12 protein-coding genes are annotated in these 17,248 nt (G+C 61.0%); 4 read left to right on the top strand and 8 right to left on the bottom strand.

The window, feature by feature from the left end; all coding sequences use genetic code 11:
* Positions 1-99: 99 nt before the first annotated feature.
* On the bottom strand, positions 100-999 hold the full coding sequence (locus ACMYUN_RS04515; protein WP_415763083.1) for a LysR family transcriptional regulator: 900 nt from the start codon (positions 997-999) through the stop codon (positions 100-102).
* Between the two features lie 160 nt (positions 1,000-1,159).
* On the opposite strand from ACMYUN_RS04515, the gene ACMYUN_RS04520 reads away from it, so the two are divergent.
* Both ACMYUN_RS04520 and ACMYUN_RS04525 read left to right on the top strand, forming a co-directional pair.
* A complete protein-coding gene (locus ACMYUN_RS04520) occupies positions 1,160-2,182 on the top strand; it encodes an alpha/beta hydrolase (RefSeq protein WP_415763084.1) in 1,023 nt (340 codons plus the stop codon).
* Positions 2,183-2,290: 108 nt separating this feature from the next.
* Positions 2,291-3,718 (top strand): mechanosensitive ion channel domain-containing protein, encoded by a 1,428-nt coding sequence (locus tag ACMYUN_RS04525; protein ID WP_415763085.1) that lies wholly within the window; start codon positions 2,291-2,293, stop codon positions 3,716-3,718.
* Positions 3,719-3,806: 88 nt separating this feature from the next.
* Here ACMYUN_RS04525 and ycaC read toward each other — a convergent pair whose 3' ends face one another.
* The 6 genes from ycaC to ACMYUN_RS04555 form a co-directional block, all read right to left on the bottom strand.
* Positions 3,807-4,430 (bottom strand): isochorismate family cysteine hydrolase YcaC, encoded by a 624-nt coding sequence (ycaC, locus tag ACMYUN_RS04530; RefSeq protein WP_016774080.1) that lies wholly within the window; start codon positions 4,428-4,430, stop codon positions 3,807-3,809.
* A gap of 68 nt (positions 4,431-4,498) precedes the next feature.
* Positions 4,499-6,337: an amidohydrolase gene (locus ACMYUN_RS04535; RefSeq protein WP_101159884.1), complete on the bottom strand. Its 1,839-nt coding sequence runs from the start codon at positions 6,335-6,337 to the stop codon at positions 4,499-4,501.
* A 40-nt stretch (positions 6,338-6,377) separates the two neighbouring features.
* The gene (locus tag ACMYUN_RS04540) at positions 6,378-7,004 is read right to left on the bottom strand and encodes an antibiotic biosynthesis monooxygenase (RefSeq protein WP_415763086.1); all 627 of its coding nucleotides are present in this window, start codon (positions 7,002-7,004) and stop codon (positions 6,378-6,380) included.
* On the bottom strand, positions 6,997-7,410 hold the full coding sequence (locus tag ACMYUN_RS04545; protein ID WP_415763087.1) for a DoxX family protein: 414 nt from the start codon (positions 7,408-7,410) through the stop codon (positions 6,997-6,999). Before ACMYUN_RS04545 ends, ACMYUN_RS04540 begins: the two co-directional genes overlap by 8 nt.
* Before the next feature lie 2,629 nt (positions 7,411-10,039).
* Positions 10,040-10,963, bottom strand: coding sequence for a LysR family transcriptional regulator (locus ACMYUN_RS04550; protein ID WP_039762138.1), 924 nt, complete (start codon positions 10,961-10,963; stop codon positions 10,040-10,042).
* 54 nt (positions 10,964-11,017) lie between these two features.
* Positions 11,018-12,001: an MBL fold metallo-hydrolase gene (locus ACMYUN_RS04555; RefSeq protein WP_415763088.1), complete on the bottom strand. Its 984-nt coding sequence runs from the start codon at positions 11,999-12,001 to the stop codon at positions 11,018-11,020.
* Between the two features lie 235 nt (positions 12,002-12,236).
* On the opposite strand from ACMYUN_RS04555, the gene ACMYUN_RS04560 reads away from it, so the two are divergent.
* On the top strand, positions 12,237-12,668 hold the full coding sequence (locus ACMYUN_RS04560; RefSeq protein WP_039762133.1) for a helix-turn-helix domain-containing protein: 432 nt from the start codon (positions 12,237-12,239) through the stop codon (positions 12,666-12,668).
* Positions 12,669-12,802: 134 nt separating this feature from the next.
* Positions 12,803-15,724 (top strand): ATP-binding protein, encoded by a 2,922-nt coding sequence (locus tag ACMYUN_RS04565; protein ID WP_415763089.1) that lies wholly within the window; start codon positions 12,803-12,805, stop codon positions 15,722-15,724.
* On the opposite strand, the gene ACMYUN_RS04570 is transcribed toward ACMYUN_RS04565, so the two are convergent.
* Entirely contained in the window at positions 15,689-17,161 is a 1,473-nt protein-coding gene (locus ACMYUN_RS04570; protein WP_415763090.1) for an ATP-binding protein, read from the bottom strand. The genes ACMYUN_RS04565 and ACMYUN_RS04570 overlap by 36 nt on opposite strands.
* Positions 17,162-17,248 lie beyond the last annotated feature (87 nt).

Here is a 17,248-nt window from a genome sequence, read left to right on the forward strand (position 1 = left end):
CGAGCCTGCTCGCGAAAGCGTTGGTTCAGTCAGCACCTCAGCGTCTGGATGATCGCCTTCGCGAGCAGGCTCGCTCCTACAGTTCGGTCGGCGTAGGGATCAAAGATTCACGTGGCTCTGGTTAAGCCGTTCACGCAAAAATTCCACCAGCGCCTGCACCGGCCTTGAAGCCTGACGGTGCTGCGGATATACCGCTGACAAGGTCAGTGGCTCCGGGCGTAAATCATCCAGCACCGGTAGCAGCCGCCCGTCCTTCAGCGCTGCGCCGACAATGAAAGTCGGCAGATAGGTAATCCCCATCCCTTGCACCGCTGCGTCTCGCAGCAGTTCGCCGTTGTTGACGCGCATGCGCCCGGCGACGTTGATCAGTACCGGTTTGCCCGGCGCTTCGTTGAAGCGCCATTGCACCGAGCGTCCGTGACCGTACGGCAGGCAGTCATGGCTGTGCAGGTCTTCGGGTTTGAGCGGTGTGCCGCGTTCAGCGAGGTAGGCCGGGCTGGCGCAGTAGACCCGCTCGATACTGGCGATGCGGCGGGCGATCAGTGTCGAGTCCTCCAGTACGCCGATGCGCAGGGCCAGGTCGTAGCCCTCGCCGAGCAGGTCGACCGGGCGATCGCTTAAATCGACCTCGACGGTGACTTCGCGATAACGCTGCAGGAACAACGGCAGCAGACAACCCAGATGCGCCACGGCAAACGACAGCGGCGCGCTCAGGCGAATCGTGCCGCGCGGCTCGGCGGTTTCGCCAGCGATGCCCTGCTCGACCTGCTCCACTTCTGCGAGCAAGCGCAACGCCGATTCGTAATAGCTCTGCCCCAGAGGCGTGACGTCGAGGCGGCGGGTCGAGCGATTCAACAAGCGCACACCGAGGCGCTCTTCGAGTTGCATCAAACGGCGGCTGACGAACTGCTTGGACAGGCCCAACTGATCGGCCGCGGCGGTGAAGCTGCCGGAGTCCATGACCTGGCAAAAAATACGCATGTCTTCGAACGGGTTCATTGTCACTCTCTGGTGGACAGTTAAACGCTTTATAGCCGCTTTTTCGCTTTTCAGCAGCCCATTAATCTGTGCTCACGGTGTTGCTGAGGCCACAAACCCGGTGCCACAGCAGCCCGCAACTCAGGCAAACAATCAAAATCATTCAAAAGGATTTCCACCCATGAACATCGTCAAGAAAACCCTCGCCGCGTCGCTCCTCGCCCTCTCCGTCAGCAGCGCTTTTGCCGCTGGCAGCCCCGGCGTCGAACACAACACTCAAGCGTTCCTCGACGCCCTCGCCGCTGGCGGTGGTCGTCCGCTGGAGCAACTGAGCCCAAAAGACGCCCGCGCAGTGCTGACCGGTGCGCAGGCCTCGGTGAAGGTTGATCTGTCCGGTGTGGAAATCAGCGACAAGGCAATCAAGGTCGATGGCCAGACCCTCAACCTGAAAGTGGTGCGTCCGGCCAAGGTCAAAGGCGAGTTGCCGGTGTTCATGTTCTTCCACGGTGGTGGCTGGGTGCTCGGTGACTTCCCGACGCATCAGCGCCTGATTCGTGATCTGGTGGTCGGCTCGGGCGCTGTTGCGGTGTATGTCGATTACACGCCATCGCCGGAAGCGCAGTACCCGACCGCAATCAACCAGGCTTACGCTGCGACCAGATGGGTGGCCGAGCACGGCAAGGACATCGGTGTCGATGGCAAGCGTCTGGCGGTGGCCGGCAATAGCGTCGGCGGCAACATGGCGGCGGTCGTGGCGTTGATGGCCAAAGAGCAGAAAGCCCCGGCGCTGCGCTTCCAGCTGTTGATGTGGCCGGTGACCAATGCACGGTTCGACGACGGGTCGTACCAGCAATTTGCCGAGGGCCACTTCCTCACCAAAGGCATGATGCAGTGGTTCTGGGACAACTACACCACCAACCCGGCCGAGCGTGCGCAGATCCATGCCTCGCCGCTCAACGCCAGCGCCGAACAGCTCAAGGGCCTGCCCGCTGCGCTGGTGCAGACCGCCGAGTTCGACGTGCTGCGTGACGAAGGTGAAGACTATGCGCGGCACCTGGATGCGGCCGGCGTGCCGGTGACCTCGGTGCGCTACAACGGGATGATTCATGACTTCGGTCTGCTCAACCCGCTGAGCCAGATACCAGAGGTTAAGGCTGCGGTGCGCCAAGCGGCAGCCGAGCTGAAGACTCATCTGAATCCATAAAAGCAAAAGATCGCAGTCTGCGGCAGCGCCTACCCTGGAATACGATTCCCTGTAGGAGCCGCCGCAGGCTGCGATCTTTTTTCTCACCAGCGTCGCGGAGTACCGGTCATGAGTCTTTTCTACGCCCACCTGCTGTCCTGGAGCGCTGTGCTGTTGCTGCTCGACGCCGCACTCTGGCATTTCTCGCCCTTCACCCATCGCGCACCGCGAGTCGGCGTACGTCTGGCGTTGTTTCTGGCGTTCAGCGCGCTGGTGATCAACGCCGGTGTCAGCCCGTTGCAGGCGCCGCTGTTCGCCGATGATCGCGTGGCACAACTGGGGGCGACGGCGCTGGGGATTCTCTGGTGGCTGTACGCAGCAAGAGTGCTGACCGAAGTGATCGGCCTGGCGCTGATGCGCCGCATCGGTCACAGCGGTCGCCTGTTGCAGGATGTCATCGGCGCGCTGGTGTTTCTGGTCGCGATTGTCGCGGCGGCCGGTTACGTGCTTGAGCTGCCGGTCAAAGGCCTGCTGGCCACCTCCGGGGTGGTCGCTATCGTGGTCGGTCTGGCGCTGCAAAGCACTCTCGCCGACGTGTTTTCCGGCATCGTCCTCAACACCACCAAGCCGTATCAGGTGGACGATCTGGTGATGATCGACGGCGTCGAAGGCAAGGTGTTCGATATCGACTGGCGCGCCACGCACCTGCTGACCAGCGCCGGCACCATGGCCGTGGTGCCGAACTCGGTGGCGGCCAAGGCGAAGATCGTCAACCTCAGCCGGCCGAGCAACATGCACGGCGTATCGATCAGCATCCAGGTGCCCAATCACATTCGTCCGCGGCGGGTACTCGATGCCCTTGATCGCACCTTGCAGGGCAGCAGCTCGTTGTTGCTCAGCCCGGCGCCGAAAGCCGTGCTCAAAGAGGCTGGCGAAACCATGTCGGAGTACGTTGCCAGCGGGTTCATCGCCGAGCTGGGCAAGAAGAGCGAAGTGCGCAATCAACTGTTCGACCTCGCCCATCGCCATCTCGAAGCGGCGGGCATTTCCCGGCATCCCGACGGCGTGATCGAACCGTCGAGCCGTGCTCGTGCATTGCTGGATGAAGTGAAAATTTTCCGCTCGCTGAGCAGTGAGGAACGTGATCGCCTCGCTGAGTCGATGGTCGCGCAGCAGTACACGGCGGGTCAGGTGGTGCTGGATCTGGACGAGGTGCCGGACAGTCTGTTCGTGATTGCCACGGGCGTGGTCAGCGCGACGGTGCCGGACGGCAATGGCCAGACCGAGGCCGGACGCATGGGGCCGAGCGAAGTCATGGGTGAGCAGAGCATTCTTGCCGATACGCCGTCGCAGGCGACGTTCACGGCGTTGACGTCGAGCATCATCTATCGTCTCGACAAGCAGTTGACCCGTGAGTGCATGGACAAGCGCAGCGAAGTCGGCCGGGCCTTGAACAAGTTGCAGGCGGTGCGTCAGCAGAACAGTCGCCTCGCGTTGATGGCCAAACCGGTGGCGGTGAAAAAAGGTGGTTTTTTGGGTTGGTTGCAAAAACGCTAACAGCAAAAGATCGCAGCCTTCGGCGGCTCCTACAGGGAAAATGCGTTCCCATGCAGGAGCTGCCGAAGGCTGCGATCTTTCGATTTTCTTACTTGGCAGTGAACTTGGTGTAGCTGTTGATCAGGTTGCGATAGTTAGGCAGACGCTCGGACAGCAGATGCGCCAGACCTTCCATGTCGTTGCGCCAGTCGCCTTGCAGCTCGCAGGCCACAGCGAACCAGTTCATCAGGTGTGCACCGGCGGCGGACATACGCGCCCACGCCGCTTGTTGCACGGTGGTGTTGAAGGTACCCGACGAGTCAGTCACGACGAACACTTCGAAGCCTTCAGCAATCGCCGACAGGGTCGGGAAAGCTACGCAAACGTCGGTCACTACACCGGCGATGATCAGTTGCTTGCGGCCGGTGGCCTTGATCGCTTTGACGAAGTCTTCGTTGTCCCAGGCGTTGATCTGGCCTGGACGCTGAATAAACGGCGCGTCAGGGAATTGCTCGAGCAGCTCAGGCACGATCGGGCCGTTGGGACCTGCGTCGAAGCTGGTGGTCAGAATGGTCGGCAGCTTGAAGAACTTGGCGATGTCGCCCAGTGCCAGCACGTTGTTCTTGAACTCGTTCGGCGAGAAATCCTGCACCAGCGAGATCAGACCGGTCTGGTGGTCGACCAGCAGGACGACGGCATCATCTTTGTTCAGACGCTTGTAAGGAACGCTCATGGCAAAACTCCTGGATGGATGGTTGTTGCGGGAAGCGCCGGCCCTGATGACCGGCGCTTTTTTCAAACTCAGAACGCGAAGCAGGAACAGCCGAACGCGCCCCAGAAACCGGCGAAATCGCTGACCGGCGCATTCGACATACGCGCTTTTTCATGGCTGTGGGTGTGCACGGCGCAAGGCCCGCTGCACTGGTGAACCTGCGCCTGCAACGGCGAGTTCGGGCGCCAGTGGCCCGGCACCTTGACCACGGGCGACCAGTCCGGCAGCACCGGAATCGAACGCGGGCCGAGGTCTTCGAAATCGCCGGCGGCGTAGACGATCTTGCCGCCGACCACGGTCATCACCGACTCGATCCACTTGATCGCTTCTTCTTCAACGCTGAAGAAGTCCGCGCTCAGTGCCGCGAGGTCTGCCAGTTGACCAACGCGAATCTGACCCTTCTTGCCCTGCTCCGAGGAGAACCAGGCGCTGCCGTGGGTGAACAGTTCCAGCGCGGTGCTGCGTGGCAGACCTTCTTCGTACAGGGCCAGACCGCCAACGGTGCGGCCGCTGACCATCCAGTACAGCGAGGTCCACGGGTTGTAACTGGACACGCGCGTGGCGTCGGTGCCTGCACCAACCGGCACACCTTCAGCGAGCATGCGCTTGATCGGTGGCGTGGCTTCGGCGGCTTGTTTGCCGTAGCGATCGACGAAGTATTCGCCCTGGAACGCCATGCGATCCTGAATCGCAATGCCGCCGCCCAGCGCTTTCACACGTTCGATGTTTTGCGGGGTGATGGTTTCAGCGTGGTCGAAGAACCACGGCAGACCGTTGAACGGAATGTCGCGGTTGACCTTCTCGAACACGTCGAGCATGCGGCTGATTGATTCGTTGTACGTGGCGTGCAGACGGAACGGCCAGCGCTGCTCGACCAGGTGGCGCACCACCGGCTCCAGTTCCTGTTCCATGGTCTGCGGCAGGTCCGGACGCGGTTCGAGGAAGTCTTCGAAGTCGGCGGCAGAGAACACCAGCATTTCGCCGGCGCCGTTGTGGCGCAGGAAGTCATCGCCCTGATGCAACTTGACGCTGCCGGTCCAGTTCTGGAAATCGGTCAGCTCTTCTTTCGGCTTCTGGGTGAACAGGTTGTAGGCGATGCGCACGGTCAACTGGTCGTCTTTGGCCAATTGTTCGATCACTTGGTAATCGTCCGGATAATTCTGGAAACCACCGCCGGCGTCGATCGCACTGGTCAGGCCGAGGCGATTGAGTTCGCGCATGAACTGACGAGTAGAGTTGACCTGATATTCCAGCGGCAGCTTCGGCCCCTTGGCCAGAGTCGAGTAGAGAATCATCGCGTTCGGCCGAGCGACCAGCATGCCGGTCGGGTTGCCATTGCTGTCGCGCACGATCTCGCCACCTGGTGGGTTCGGCGTGTCGCGGGTGTAGCCGGCCACACGCAGAGCGGCGCGGTTGAGCAAGGCGCGGTCATACAGGTGCAGGATGAACACCGGGGTGTCCGGCGCGGCCTGGTTGATTTCTTCCAGGGTCGGCATGCGCTTTTCGGCGAACTGGAATTCGTTCCAGCCACCGACCACGCGCACCCATTGCGGGGTTGGCGTGCGATCGGCCTGATCCTTGAGCATGCGCAGCGCGTCGGCGAGCGACGGCACGCCTTCCCAGCGCAGTTCGAGGTTGTAGTTCAAACCGCCGCGAATCAGGTGCAAGTGCGAGTCGTTGAGACCAGGAATGACGCAACGGCCCTTCATGTCGACCACTTGTGTGGCGCTGCCTTTGAGGGCCATGGCCTCGGCGTCGTTGCCAACGGCGACGAAGCGGCCGTCCTTGATCGCCACGGCGCTGGCCAGTGGTTTTTCCCGGTCTACGGTATGAAATTGGCCATTGAATAAAATCAGATCGGCGCTCATCGCAGTTCCTCAAGCAAAAGTGAAAAGAAGCAAACCCCGCTCAACGCGGCGAGGTTTCTTGGGAATCGAGGTGTTCGTGGGCCTGGCTGGCTTCCAGCCACGGGGTGAACAAACAGGTGACCGGCGGCATCACCACGTAGACCACCGAAAGGACGATGGTCAGGGTGATCAGGAACGTGGCGACCACGTAGTTGGAAAGCAAAGGATGCAGCGCCAGCAAAGGGCCCCAGATCAGCGGCACCAGCAAGGTGTGCGGCAGAATCACCAGCAGCGAGACCACGGCCTGCTTCCAGCGCGGCGGCGGCGAAGCGGCATCGCCCAGGGGCGAGAACCAGAATTCGTTGACCGGGGCGACTTCGGTCTGATCACCGTCAGCCAGCATCGGCGCGGCTTCAGCCACCAGCGCCTGACGCTCGGAGGATTCCAGCCAGCCCTGCATCGCTTCGGTGGAGCTGAAGCGCAATACGCACGTGTAGAAATCCAGACGTCCGCGCTTGCCGCGTACCACATCCACACCCAAATGCCCTGCGCGCTGGCCGGCGACGCGCACGATGTTGCGCAGCCACGCTTCATACGCTGATTCGAAACCGGCCTTGACCGAGTGTTTGATGATCAACGTGACGGTCTCATCGGCCCCCGGTGCTTGTTGATTAAGGACTTCAGGCATAACGCAGCACTCCGGGCAAACGAACAGGAATCGCCAGCCGTCCGGGCCCGGCGATCAATACAGTGGTGAAAAGAATCATCAGCAACCAGCCGAACTGCCCTTCGGCCACACTCCATTGCGGATGCACGACCAGCAACGCCACCAGGAGCACAAAGAGAATAGGCAAGCAGGCCAATCGCGCCAGCACACCGGCGACGATCAGTAGCGGGCAGAGAACTTCGGCGAAGATCGCCAGGCTCAGAGTCAGGTGGGCGCCGAGGTGGAACGGGTCTTCGATCAGTTGCAGTTGCGCCGTGAAGTCGAGCAACTTGGGCAAGCCGTGCACCCACAACAGAAACAACCCACCGCTGACCCGCAGGAACAGCAACCCGATGTCGCGCGCCTGTTCATCCCTCGTAGCAATCATGACCCGACCCTTTGAATGTCATTGACGGGAATCATGCCAATGCCGGGGCGGAAGAAATTGGATGGGTGTGCTTAGTTGCGTTTCAGACCACCGGACACTCTGCTGCCAACCACAAAACAATGTGGGAGCGAGCCTGCTTGCGAAGGCGGCGGGTCAGTTACATCTTCGTTGACTGGCATACCGCTTTCGCGAGCAAGCCCGCTCCCACAGGGATTGGCGGCGCGCATTCAGTTTGCAGACCATCACGAAACAATGTGGGAGTGGGCTTGCTCGCGAAGGCGTCAGGTCAGTCACATCTATGTTGACTGGCATACCGCTTTCGCGAGCAAGCCCGCTCCCACAGGGATCTGCGGCGTGCATTCAATTGGCTGACCATCACAAAACAATGTGGGAGTGGGCTTGCTCACGAAGGCGTCAGGTCGGTTACATCAATGTTGACTGGCAAAGCGCTTTCGCGAGCAAGCTCGCTCCCACAGGGATTGGCGGCGTGCATTCAGTTTGCAGACCATCACAAAACAATGTGGGAGTGGGCTTGCTCACGAAGGCGTCAGGTCAGTCACATCTATGTTGACTGGCATACCGCTTTCGCGAGCAAGCCCGCTCCCACAGGGATTGGCGGCGTGCATTCAGTTTGCAGACTCACAAAACAGTGTGGGAGGGAGCTTGCTCGCGAAGGCGTCAGGTCGGTTACATCCATGTTGACTGGCATACCGCTTTCGCGAGCAAGCCCGCTCCCACAGGGATCTGCGGCGTGCATTCAATTGGCTGACCATCACAAAACAATGTGGGAGTGGGCTTGCTCGCGAAGGCGTCAGGTCGGTTACATCCCTGTTGACTGGCATACCGCTTTCGCGAGCAAGCCCGCTCCCACAGGGATCTGCGGCGTGCATTCAATTGGCTGACCATCACAAAACAATGTGGGAGTGGGCTTGCTCACGAAGGCGTCAGGTCAGTCACATCTATGTTGACCGGCATACCGCTTTCGCGAGCAAGCCCGCTCCCACAGGGATTGGCGGCGCGCATTCAGTTTGCAGACCATCACAAAACAATGTGGGAGTGAGCTTGCTCGCGAAGGCGTCAGGTCAGTCACATCAATGTTGACTGGCAAAGCGCTTTCGCGAGCAAGCTCGCTCCCACAGGGATTCGCGGCGTGCATTCAATTGGCTGACCATCACAAAACAATCTGGGAGCGAGCCTGCTCGCGAAGGCGTCAGGTCAGTCACATCCATGTTGACTGGCATACCGCTTTCGCGTGCAAGCTCGCTCCCACAGGGATCTGCGGCGTGCATTCAATTGGCTGACCATCACAAAACAATGTGGGAGTGGGCTTGCTCACGAAGGCGTCAGGTCAGTCACATCCATGTTGACTGGCATACCGCTTTCGCGAGCAAGCTCGCTCCCACAGGGATCTGCGGCGTGCATTCAATTGGCTGACCATCACAAAACAGTGTGGGAGTGGGCTTGCTCACGAAGGCGTCAGGTCAGTCACATCTATGTTGACCGGCATACCGCTTTCGCGAGCAAGCCCGCTCCCACAGGGATTGGCGGCGCGCATCCCATTTGCAGACCATCACAAAACAATGTGGGAGTGGGCTTGCTCACGAAGGCGTCAGGTCGGTTACATCCATGTTGACTGGCAAAGCGCTTTCGCGAGCAAGCCCGCTCCCACAGGGATTGGCGGCGCGCATCCCATTTGCAGACCATCACAAAACAGTGTGGGAGTGGGCTTGCTCACGAAGGCGTCAGGTCAGTCACATCTATGTTGACCGGCATACCGCTTTCGCGAGCAAGCCCGCTCCCACAGGGATCTGCGGCGTACATCGCATTTGCAGACAATCACAAAACAATGTGGGAGTGGGCTTGCTCACGAAGGCGTCAGGTCAGTCACATCCATGTTGACTGGCATACCGCTTTCGCGAGCAAGCCCGCTCCCACAGGGATCTGCGGCGTACATCGCATTTGCAGACAATCACAAAACAATGTGGGAGTGGGCTTGCTCACGAAGGCGTCAGGTCAGTCACATCCATGTTGACTGGCATACCGCTTTCGCGAGCAAGCTCGCTCCCACAGGGATCTGCGGCGTGCATTCAATTGGCTGACCATCACAAAACAATGTGGGAGTGGGCTTGCTCACGAAGGCGTCAGATCAGTCACATCCATGTTGACTGGCAAAGCGCTTTCGCGAGCAAGCCCGCTCCCACAGGGATTGGCGGCGCGCATCCCATTTGCAGACCATCACAAAACAGTGTGGGAGTGGGCTTGCTCACGAAGGCGTCAGGTCAGTCACATCTATGTTGACCGGCATACCGCTTTCGCGAGCAAGCCCGCTCCCACAGGGATCTGCGGCGTACATCGCATTTGCAGACAATCACAAAACAATGTGGGAGTGGGCTTGCTCACGAAGGCGTCAGGTCAGTCACATCCATGTTGACTGGCATACCGCTTTCGCGAGCAAGCCCGCTCCCACAGGGATCTGCGGCGTACATCGCATTTGCAGACAATCACAAAACAATGTGGGAGTGGGCTTGCTCACGAAGGCGTCAGGTCAGTCACATCCATGTTGACTGGCATACCGCTTTCGCGAGCAAGCCCGCTCCCACAGGAGAACTGCTTGTGTAATCGAGATGGGTTAAAGCGCTGGAATATCCAGCGGCGCCGCCATGAACTGACTGATGCGCGAGCGTAGCCACTTCTCCGCCGGGTCGTTGTCATGCACCCCGCTCCAGGCCATCGACAATTGCGCCGCATCAATCGGAAACGGTGGATCTTCGGCACGCAGGGCGCAGCCTTCGACCAGTGCACAGGCAGCGTAATCCGGCACGGTGGCGATCATCTCGGTACCGGCGAGCAAGGCCCGCAAGCCGCTGAACTGCGGCACACCGAGAACGACGCGGCGGCAGCGGCCGATCTTGGCCAGATCCAGGTCGATGTTGCCGCTCAGATCACCGGAGAACGACACCATCGCGTGCGGACGCTCGCAATATTCATCGAGGGTCAGCGGCCCCGGACGATCATCGCCGCGCAGGACTTTGCAGGGAATATCACGCAGCTTCTTGCGCTTGGCGTTGGCCGGCAGATCTGTGGTGTAGCTGACACCCACGGAGATTTCTCCAGAGGCCAACAGCGCCGGCATCAATAGATAATTGGCGCGGCGCACTACCACGACAATCCCCGGCGCCTCCTGCTGAAGCTGGCGCAACAGCGGCGGAAACAGACCGAACTCGGCGTCGTCCGACAGACCGATGCGAAACACGTCGCAACTGCTCGCCGGTTCGAATTCCTTGGCGCGGCTGACCGCACCGGAAATCACATCCATGGCCGGTTGCAGCTCCTTGAGGATCGCCAGCGCCCGCGCCGTCGGCTCCATGCCGCGACCATTGCGCAGCAACAACGGATCGTCGAACAGATCACGCAAGCGCCCCAGCGCAGCACTGACCGCCGGCTGGCCCATGAACAGTTTTTCGGCAACGCGGGTCAGGTTCTTTTCGAACATCAGCGCTTCGAAAATCACCAGCAGGTTCATGTCGACGCGGCGCAGATCGTTACGGTTCATGGGCGTGGTTTCCTTATCGGTGTCAGACGCTTTTTGCCACAGGCGCTGGGCACTTTACTCGATCAACGGCACTTTCGCCGCACGTTTATACGGACCGTACTCCACCGGTACCCACTGAAAATGTTTGCCCTCGGCGGTGATGTGGCCGATGCCCGGGAACGGCAAATGCGCGGCCGTCACCCAGGTCTTGCTCGCGGCCGCAGCACGGAACACTGCCTGCCGACTGCTGATCGCTTGCTGACTGTTGACGTCGAAACCGATCGACACTTCCGGGTGCAGAAACTGCACCGCCAGGTTGTGCACCAGATCGCCCATGAACACGATGCTCTGCTGCTGCGAGGTGAAGCGATACGTAGTGCTGCCCGGCGTGTGCCCGGCTTCGAGGGTGGCTTCGACCAAGCCTGGCAACGGCGACTGCCCGGGGGCGAAAGTCTTGAAGCGACCGGCGGCAACGTAGGCCGCGGTGGAATCCTGGGCGATTTTGAAAAACTCTTTGGCGCCGGCGGGAGCCTTGGCCAGCGCTGCCGGATCGAGCCAGTAGTCGGCCTCGGCCTTGGCCGCGTACACGGTGGCGTTGGCAAACAGCGGTTTTTTCTCTGCATCGACCAGACCACAGACGTGATCGAGGTGCAGGTGCGTCAAGAGAATCGTGTCGACCTGCTCAGGCTTGTAGCCGGCGGCCTGCATGTTGGCCGAAAGCTGCCCGGCGGTGGCGCCGATGCACTGCCCGGCGCCGGTATCTACCAGAATCAGCTGTTTGCCGGTGTTGACCAGGAACGCATTGAACGCGGTCTGCACCCCTGGGGTTTCGATCGAACGGCGTGCGAGCAGCGCGCGAATCTGGCTCTGGCTCATGCCCTGCAACAACTTCGGCGACAAATCGTTGTAGCCGTCGAACAATGCCGTGACTTCGTAATCGCCCACCGCCAAACGGAAATAACCCGGCGCCTGAGTGCCCACCTGCGGCGCCTGCGCCATCGCGCCGGACATTGCCAGCATCATCGCCACGGTCGTCGCTGCTTTAACCAAGACTTTCATTGCATTCCCCTTGAACCTGGCCGATGGCGGCCGTGCTTGGTCGACATCGTCGCGCAAAGCGCCGGGCGCTGACTTGCAAGGATGTGCTGAGTTCCAGCCTCAGCAAGGAAATTAACAACGATTAACTCGTCAGCCTCACGCCCTCACCCAACAATGAAGACCTCTGCGCAGCGTTGCTTTTTTGACCTGAGGGAATGCGCCGACCGTGTATTCCCCACCGACACGGACCTTGGCCATGGCTTATCTACAGCAAACCGTCGCCCTCGCCCCTGCCTGCGAACCGCGGAAAAACGCGACTGGCGGACTCAGTCCGCAGCGCGAACGTCAGATCAAACAGTTGATCCTCGATCGCCTGGGCGAAAGTCTCGAAGTGGCTGAACTCGCCCGTGCCTGTTCACTGTCACGCAGTCATTTCTCCCGGGCGTTCAAGTGCAGCACCGGCCTGTCCCCACAGGACTGGATTCGCGCCCAGCGTCTGGCCCGGGCCAAGTTGCTGATCCAGCACACCGACCTCAGTCTGACGCAAATCAGCCTGGAATGCGGCTTCTGCGATCAGGCGCACTTTTGCCACATGTTCACCCGCAGCGAGGGCATCAATCCCTTCGCCTGGCGCTGTCGGGTCATGGGCAAACCGAAAAACACCGCCGCGCAGCCTGCGGTGTTTTGACTGCTGCCGTTACGCCACCCGTTGCACTGATGCCAAAACCTGAGGATTATGCCCGGACACCCCGGATCAGACGGCCTGCGCATGTGCCAGGCACTGGTTCGCCCTGTCCGTCGCATTACCGCAGGAGCGCGCTGTTGAGTTTTCCCCCGAATCAGGCCATTGCCTTTGGCCCCTATCGGATTCATCCCGAGCAACGACTGCTACTTGAAGGCCAACAGCCTTTGCGCCTGGGACGGCGGGCGATGGACATCCTCCTGATTTTGCTGGCCCACGCCGGTGAAGTGGTGAGCAAGCAGCAACTGATGGTCGGGGTCTGGCCAGACAGTGTCGTTGAAGACATCAACCTGCGCGTACACATGGCGGCGCTGCGCAAGGCGCTGGGCGACGGACAGAACGGTCAGCGCTACATCGTCACCGTGGCGCAGCGCGGCTACAGTTTTGTCGCCCCCATCCTCCTCGACAGCATCGAACAAAAACCGGCGATGCCCGTCGCCAGACACAACCTGCCGCTGCGCCGCACGCGAATGATCGGCCGCCAGCCGGTGGTCGATCACTTGATTGCGCAACTGCCGCGCCGACGCTGCATCACCCTGGTCGGCCCTGGCGGCATTGGCAAGACCACCGTCGCCCTGCGCGTCGCCGAACAGCTGATTGGCCAGTATCGCGACGGCATCCGCCTGGTGGACTTGGCGCCGATCGCCGATCCCGCGCTGATCGGCTCGCACCTGGCGGCGCTGCTCGATCTGTCCGCCTCCGAAGACGATGCACAGGCGGGTCTGGTCGACGGCCTGCGTGAACGGCAAATGCTGCTGGTCATCGACAACTGCGAGCACTTGATTGATGCGATCGCGGCGCTCAGCGAGCAGATTCTGCGCGGGGCGCCCAAGGTGCATATCCTCGCCACCAGCCGCGAGAGCCTGCGCGCTGAGGGCGAGTTTGTGCAGCGTCTGGAGTCACTCGAATGCCCGTCCATGTCGACGCCGATGGACCCGGCCCAGGCGCTGGGCTTTGCTGCGCTGCAATTGTTTGTCGAACGCGCCACGGCTGCCCGGGAAAGCTTTCACCTGAGCCACGCCGAACTGCCGCAAGCGATCGAGATCTGCCAGCGCCTGGACGGCATTCCGTTGGCACTGGAACTGGCCGCCGCTCAGGTCAGCGAATTGGGCATGGACGGACTGCTCAAACAATTGCGCGAAGGCCTGCCGCCGCTGTCCGCCGGCCACCACAGCAGCGCCAACCGTCACTTGACCCTGCGCGCGACGATGGACTGGAGTTTCAACCTGCTCAATGTCTGCGAGCAAACCTGTCTGCGGCGATTGGGCATTTTCCGTGGCAGCTTCAGCCTCGCCTCGGCAGCAGCAGTAGTAATCGGCCAGCAGATCGATCCCGGCGCGGTGTTCAGCGCCGTCACACAACTGGTCGCCAAATCCATGCTGAGCGTCGAAGTGGGCGACGAAGATGTCTTCTACCGTTTGCTCGACACCACGCGCCACTACGCACTGGAAAAACTCGAACAGGCCGACGAGCTCAGCGCAACCCGCCAACGCCACGCCGAGCGCTGCCTGACACTGATGCAGCAGGCGCAAGCGGATTGGGATAACACCCCCACCGTGCTGTGGATGGAGCGTTATGCCCGGGGTCTGGAGGACTTGCGCGCGGCGCTGGACTGGAGCCTCAACGGGCCGGGACCCGATGAGCTGGGCGTGCACCTGGCTGCCGCTTCGGCACCGTTGTGGCAGGAGCTGTCGTTGCTGCGCGATTACAGCCGCTATGTGCGCCGGGCGCTGAGCCTGCTGGAGCCTTCGCGAGCAGGCTCGCTCTCACAGCCCTGCCCTCGCCTGCAAATCGCCTTGAAACTGGCGCTCGGCAGCGCCAGCTATCACACCTGGGGCGGCACGCCACAAACCATCCAGGCGTTCGTCGACGCCTGCCGATTAGCCGAAGAACATGGCGATCTGGCCGGGCAACTGCGTGCGATATCGGGGCACATGGCGGTCAACCTGAGCTGCGGACACTACCGCATGGCACTGGCGCAAAGTGAGCAGTTCGACCGCATCGGCGTGCACGGCGAGCCACTGCTATCACTGAGCACACATCGTTTGCGGGTGCTGGCCTTGCACTATGCCGGCGACCAACCGCAGGCTCGCGTGCATGCCGAGCAGGTATTGCAACGCATGGCCCACAGCGGCCATCTCAATCGCTTCACCCATGGTTTTGGCGTGCAGTACGACCAGAGTGTTGCTTCACTGACGGTACTGGCACGAGTGCTGTGGCTGCAGGGTCTGCCCGAGCAGGCTTGGCGCGCCGCACGGCAGGCGCTGGATATTGCCGTGCAGATCAACCACGGGACCTCGATCTGCTACACCCTGGCGCTGGCCAGTTGCCTGATCGCCCATTACAACGGTGACCGCGACAATGCCCGCGCCTTGCTGCAATTGTTGTTGGAACAATCACAGAAGCATTCGGTGCTGCTGTTCAATAACTGGGGGCGGCAGTATGCCCAAGTGATCGATCCAGACAATGCCGCGCCGGTATCGACGCAGAGCAGCGGTTTGATCCGGGAAGTGATGGTTACGCTGGATGAGCGCTTTGTCGATGAGGCAATGATCGAGCGAGCACGCAATGGGGACGCGGGTTGGAGTACGGCGGAAATATTGCGGGCACGGGCGGCGGCATTGTTGAAGCATTCACAAACGCCGCTTCGCGAGCAGGCTCGCTCCCACAAGGGGTCGTCGTCGGGCGCAAATTCCGGGTTGTGCGTTGAATCCTGCGGGAGCGAGCCTGCTCGCGAATCGGCCCGCTCGGACACCGCTGCAACCCAAGCCGAACAAACCCTGCAACAAGCTCTCGACATTGCCAGAAACCAGGGCGCGCTGGCCTGGGAACTGCGTAGCGCCACGGATCTCGCTGAACTGTGGCTCCGCCAATCGCGCCACCGCGAAGCACTGGATCTGCTCACGCCGATCTACCAGCGCTTTACCGAAGGCTACGCCACCCCGGACTTGCGCAAGGTGCGTGGGCTAATCGACAGCCTGCGCGAGAAATGCCCGGCCTGACGCATTGCGCGTGCGGCTGAGATAGCGCGCATGACGCCGTTCCAGTTCAAGCCACGCGTCGCTGCGCTCAAGCTGATCACGCGCATAGCGGCGCACGGTGTTGAGCATCCAATAGCGAACCTTTGCCTGGATGGGTTGCTGAATCAGCAACGATTTGCGCGCCAGGGCTTCGATGATTGAGGTTAACCTGGAGCCGGCCAGATCCGCACAGCTGACCACGCTCACTGCAGCTTCCAAGGTAAACCCGCTGCCGAACACTGACAGACGCAGCAGCACGCGCTGCTCCGTTTCCGTCAGGTACTGAAAGCTCCAATCGATGGCAGCCGCCATCGACTGATGGCGCGGTTCCGCCGTGCGCCGGCCTTGACCAAGCAACTGCAGACCGTTTTCAACCTGGGCCTGTAGACCGATCAAACCCAGCGCGTCGATCTGCGCTGCGGCGAGTTCGATCGCCAGCGGCAGACCGTCCAGTTGACGGCAGATCTCGCGCACACCCGGCAAATCCTGTTCACGCAAACTGAAGCCATGCTGCCGCGCTCGCGCCCGATTGACGAACAACTGCACCGCCGGATAGCCCAAGGCTTCTTCGACGGTGTTCAATGTCGAGCGCTTGGGGATCGCCAACAGCGGCACGAAATGCACGGTCTCGTGCGCGACATGCAAGGCTTCGCGAACGGTGACCAGAATCGACAAGCGAGGAGCCGCGTGCAACAGAGTTTCAACCAGAGCCGCGCAGCTGTCGCGCTGGTGGTCGCAGTTGTCCAGTATCAACAAGGCGTGCCGGCCGGTCAGCGTGGAAAGGTCTGTCTTCAGGGCGCGCAACACGTAATCGAGCAGCGATTTTTCATCTTGGAGGTTGGCAAGGTCGATCCACCAGGCGCCATCGCGGAAATATTGCAGCAGCAGTTCTGCCACGCGCAGTGCCACCGTGGTTTTGCCAACACCTGGCGCACCGGTAATCGTCATCAAGCGGCACACCGGCATTTGTCGAACCAGACTGCCGACCAAAGCGTCGCGACCACTGACGGGTGTCAGTCGTGCCGGAAGATTGTGCAGCGGCGTGAGCCCGGCGGCGGGCATGGGCAGCGCATCATTTGGGTCCTGCTCCACCGGGGCGATAAAACTGTAGCCGCATTGCGCCACGTGAATGATGTAACGCTGGCCTTTGGTGCCATCGCCGAGTGCACGGCGCAGCGCCGCAATGTGCACCCGCAGATTGATCTCTTCGACAATCGACGTCGGCCAGACCTGAGCAATCAACTGCTCTTTGCTGACCACCCTGCCCGCGTGCTCGAGCAGCACCTGCAGAATGTCCATGGCGCGCCCGCCCATGCGCAGCGGTTGCTCTCCCTCGAGAACCAAGCGTTGGCGCACATGAAAGGTGTAGGGGCCAAAACGCAGCACCCGACCGTGGTTTGTGTCGTTGTGATTAGTCATGCCAGACATCTTGGCACCCTTGCGTGACGATACAACCGCCACAGCCGACGCGGTACGGACATCCGGCTGCGCCAGACGGACAGAACC

Source organism: Pseudomonas sp. CP4, from assembly GCF_047758505.1.
GTDB lineage: Bacteria > Pseudomonadota > Gammaproteobacteria > Pseudomonadales > Pseudomonadaceae > Aquipseudomonas > Aquipseudomonas fluorescens_AO.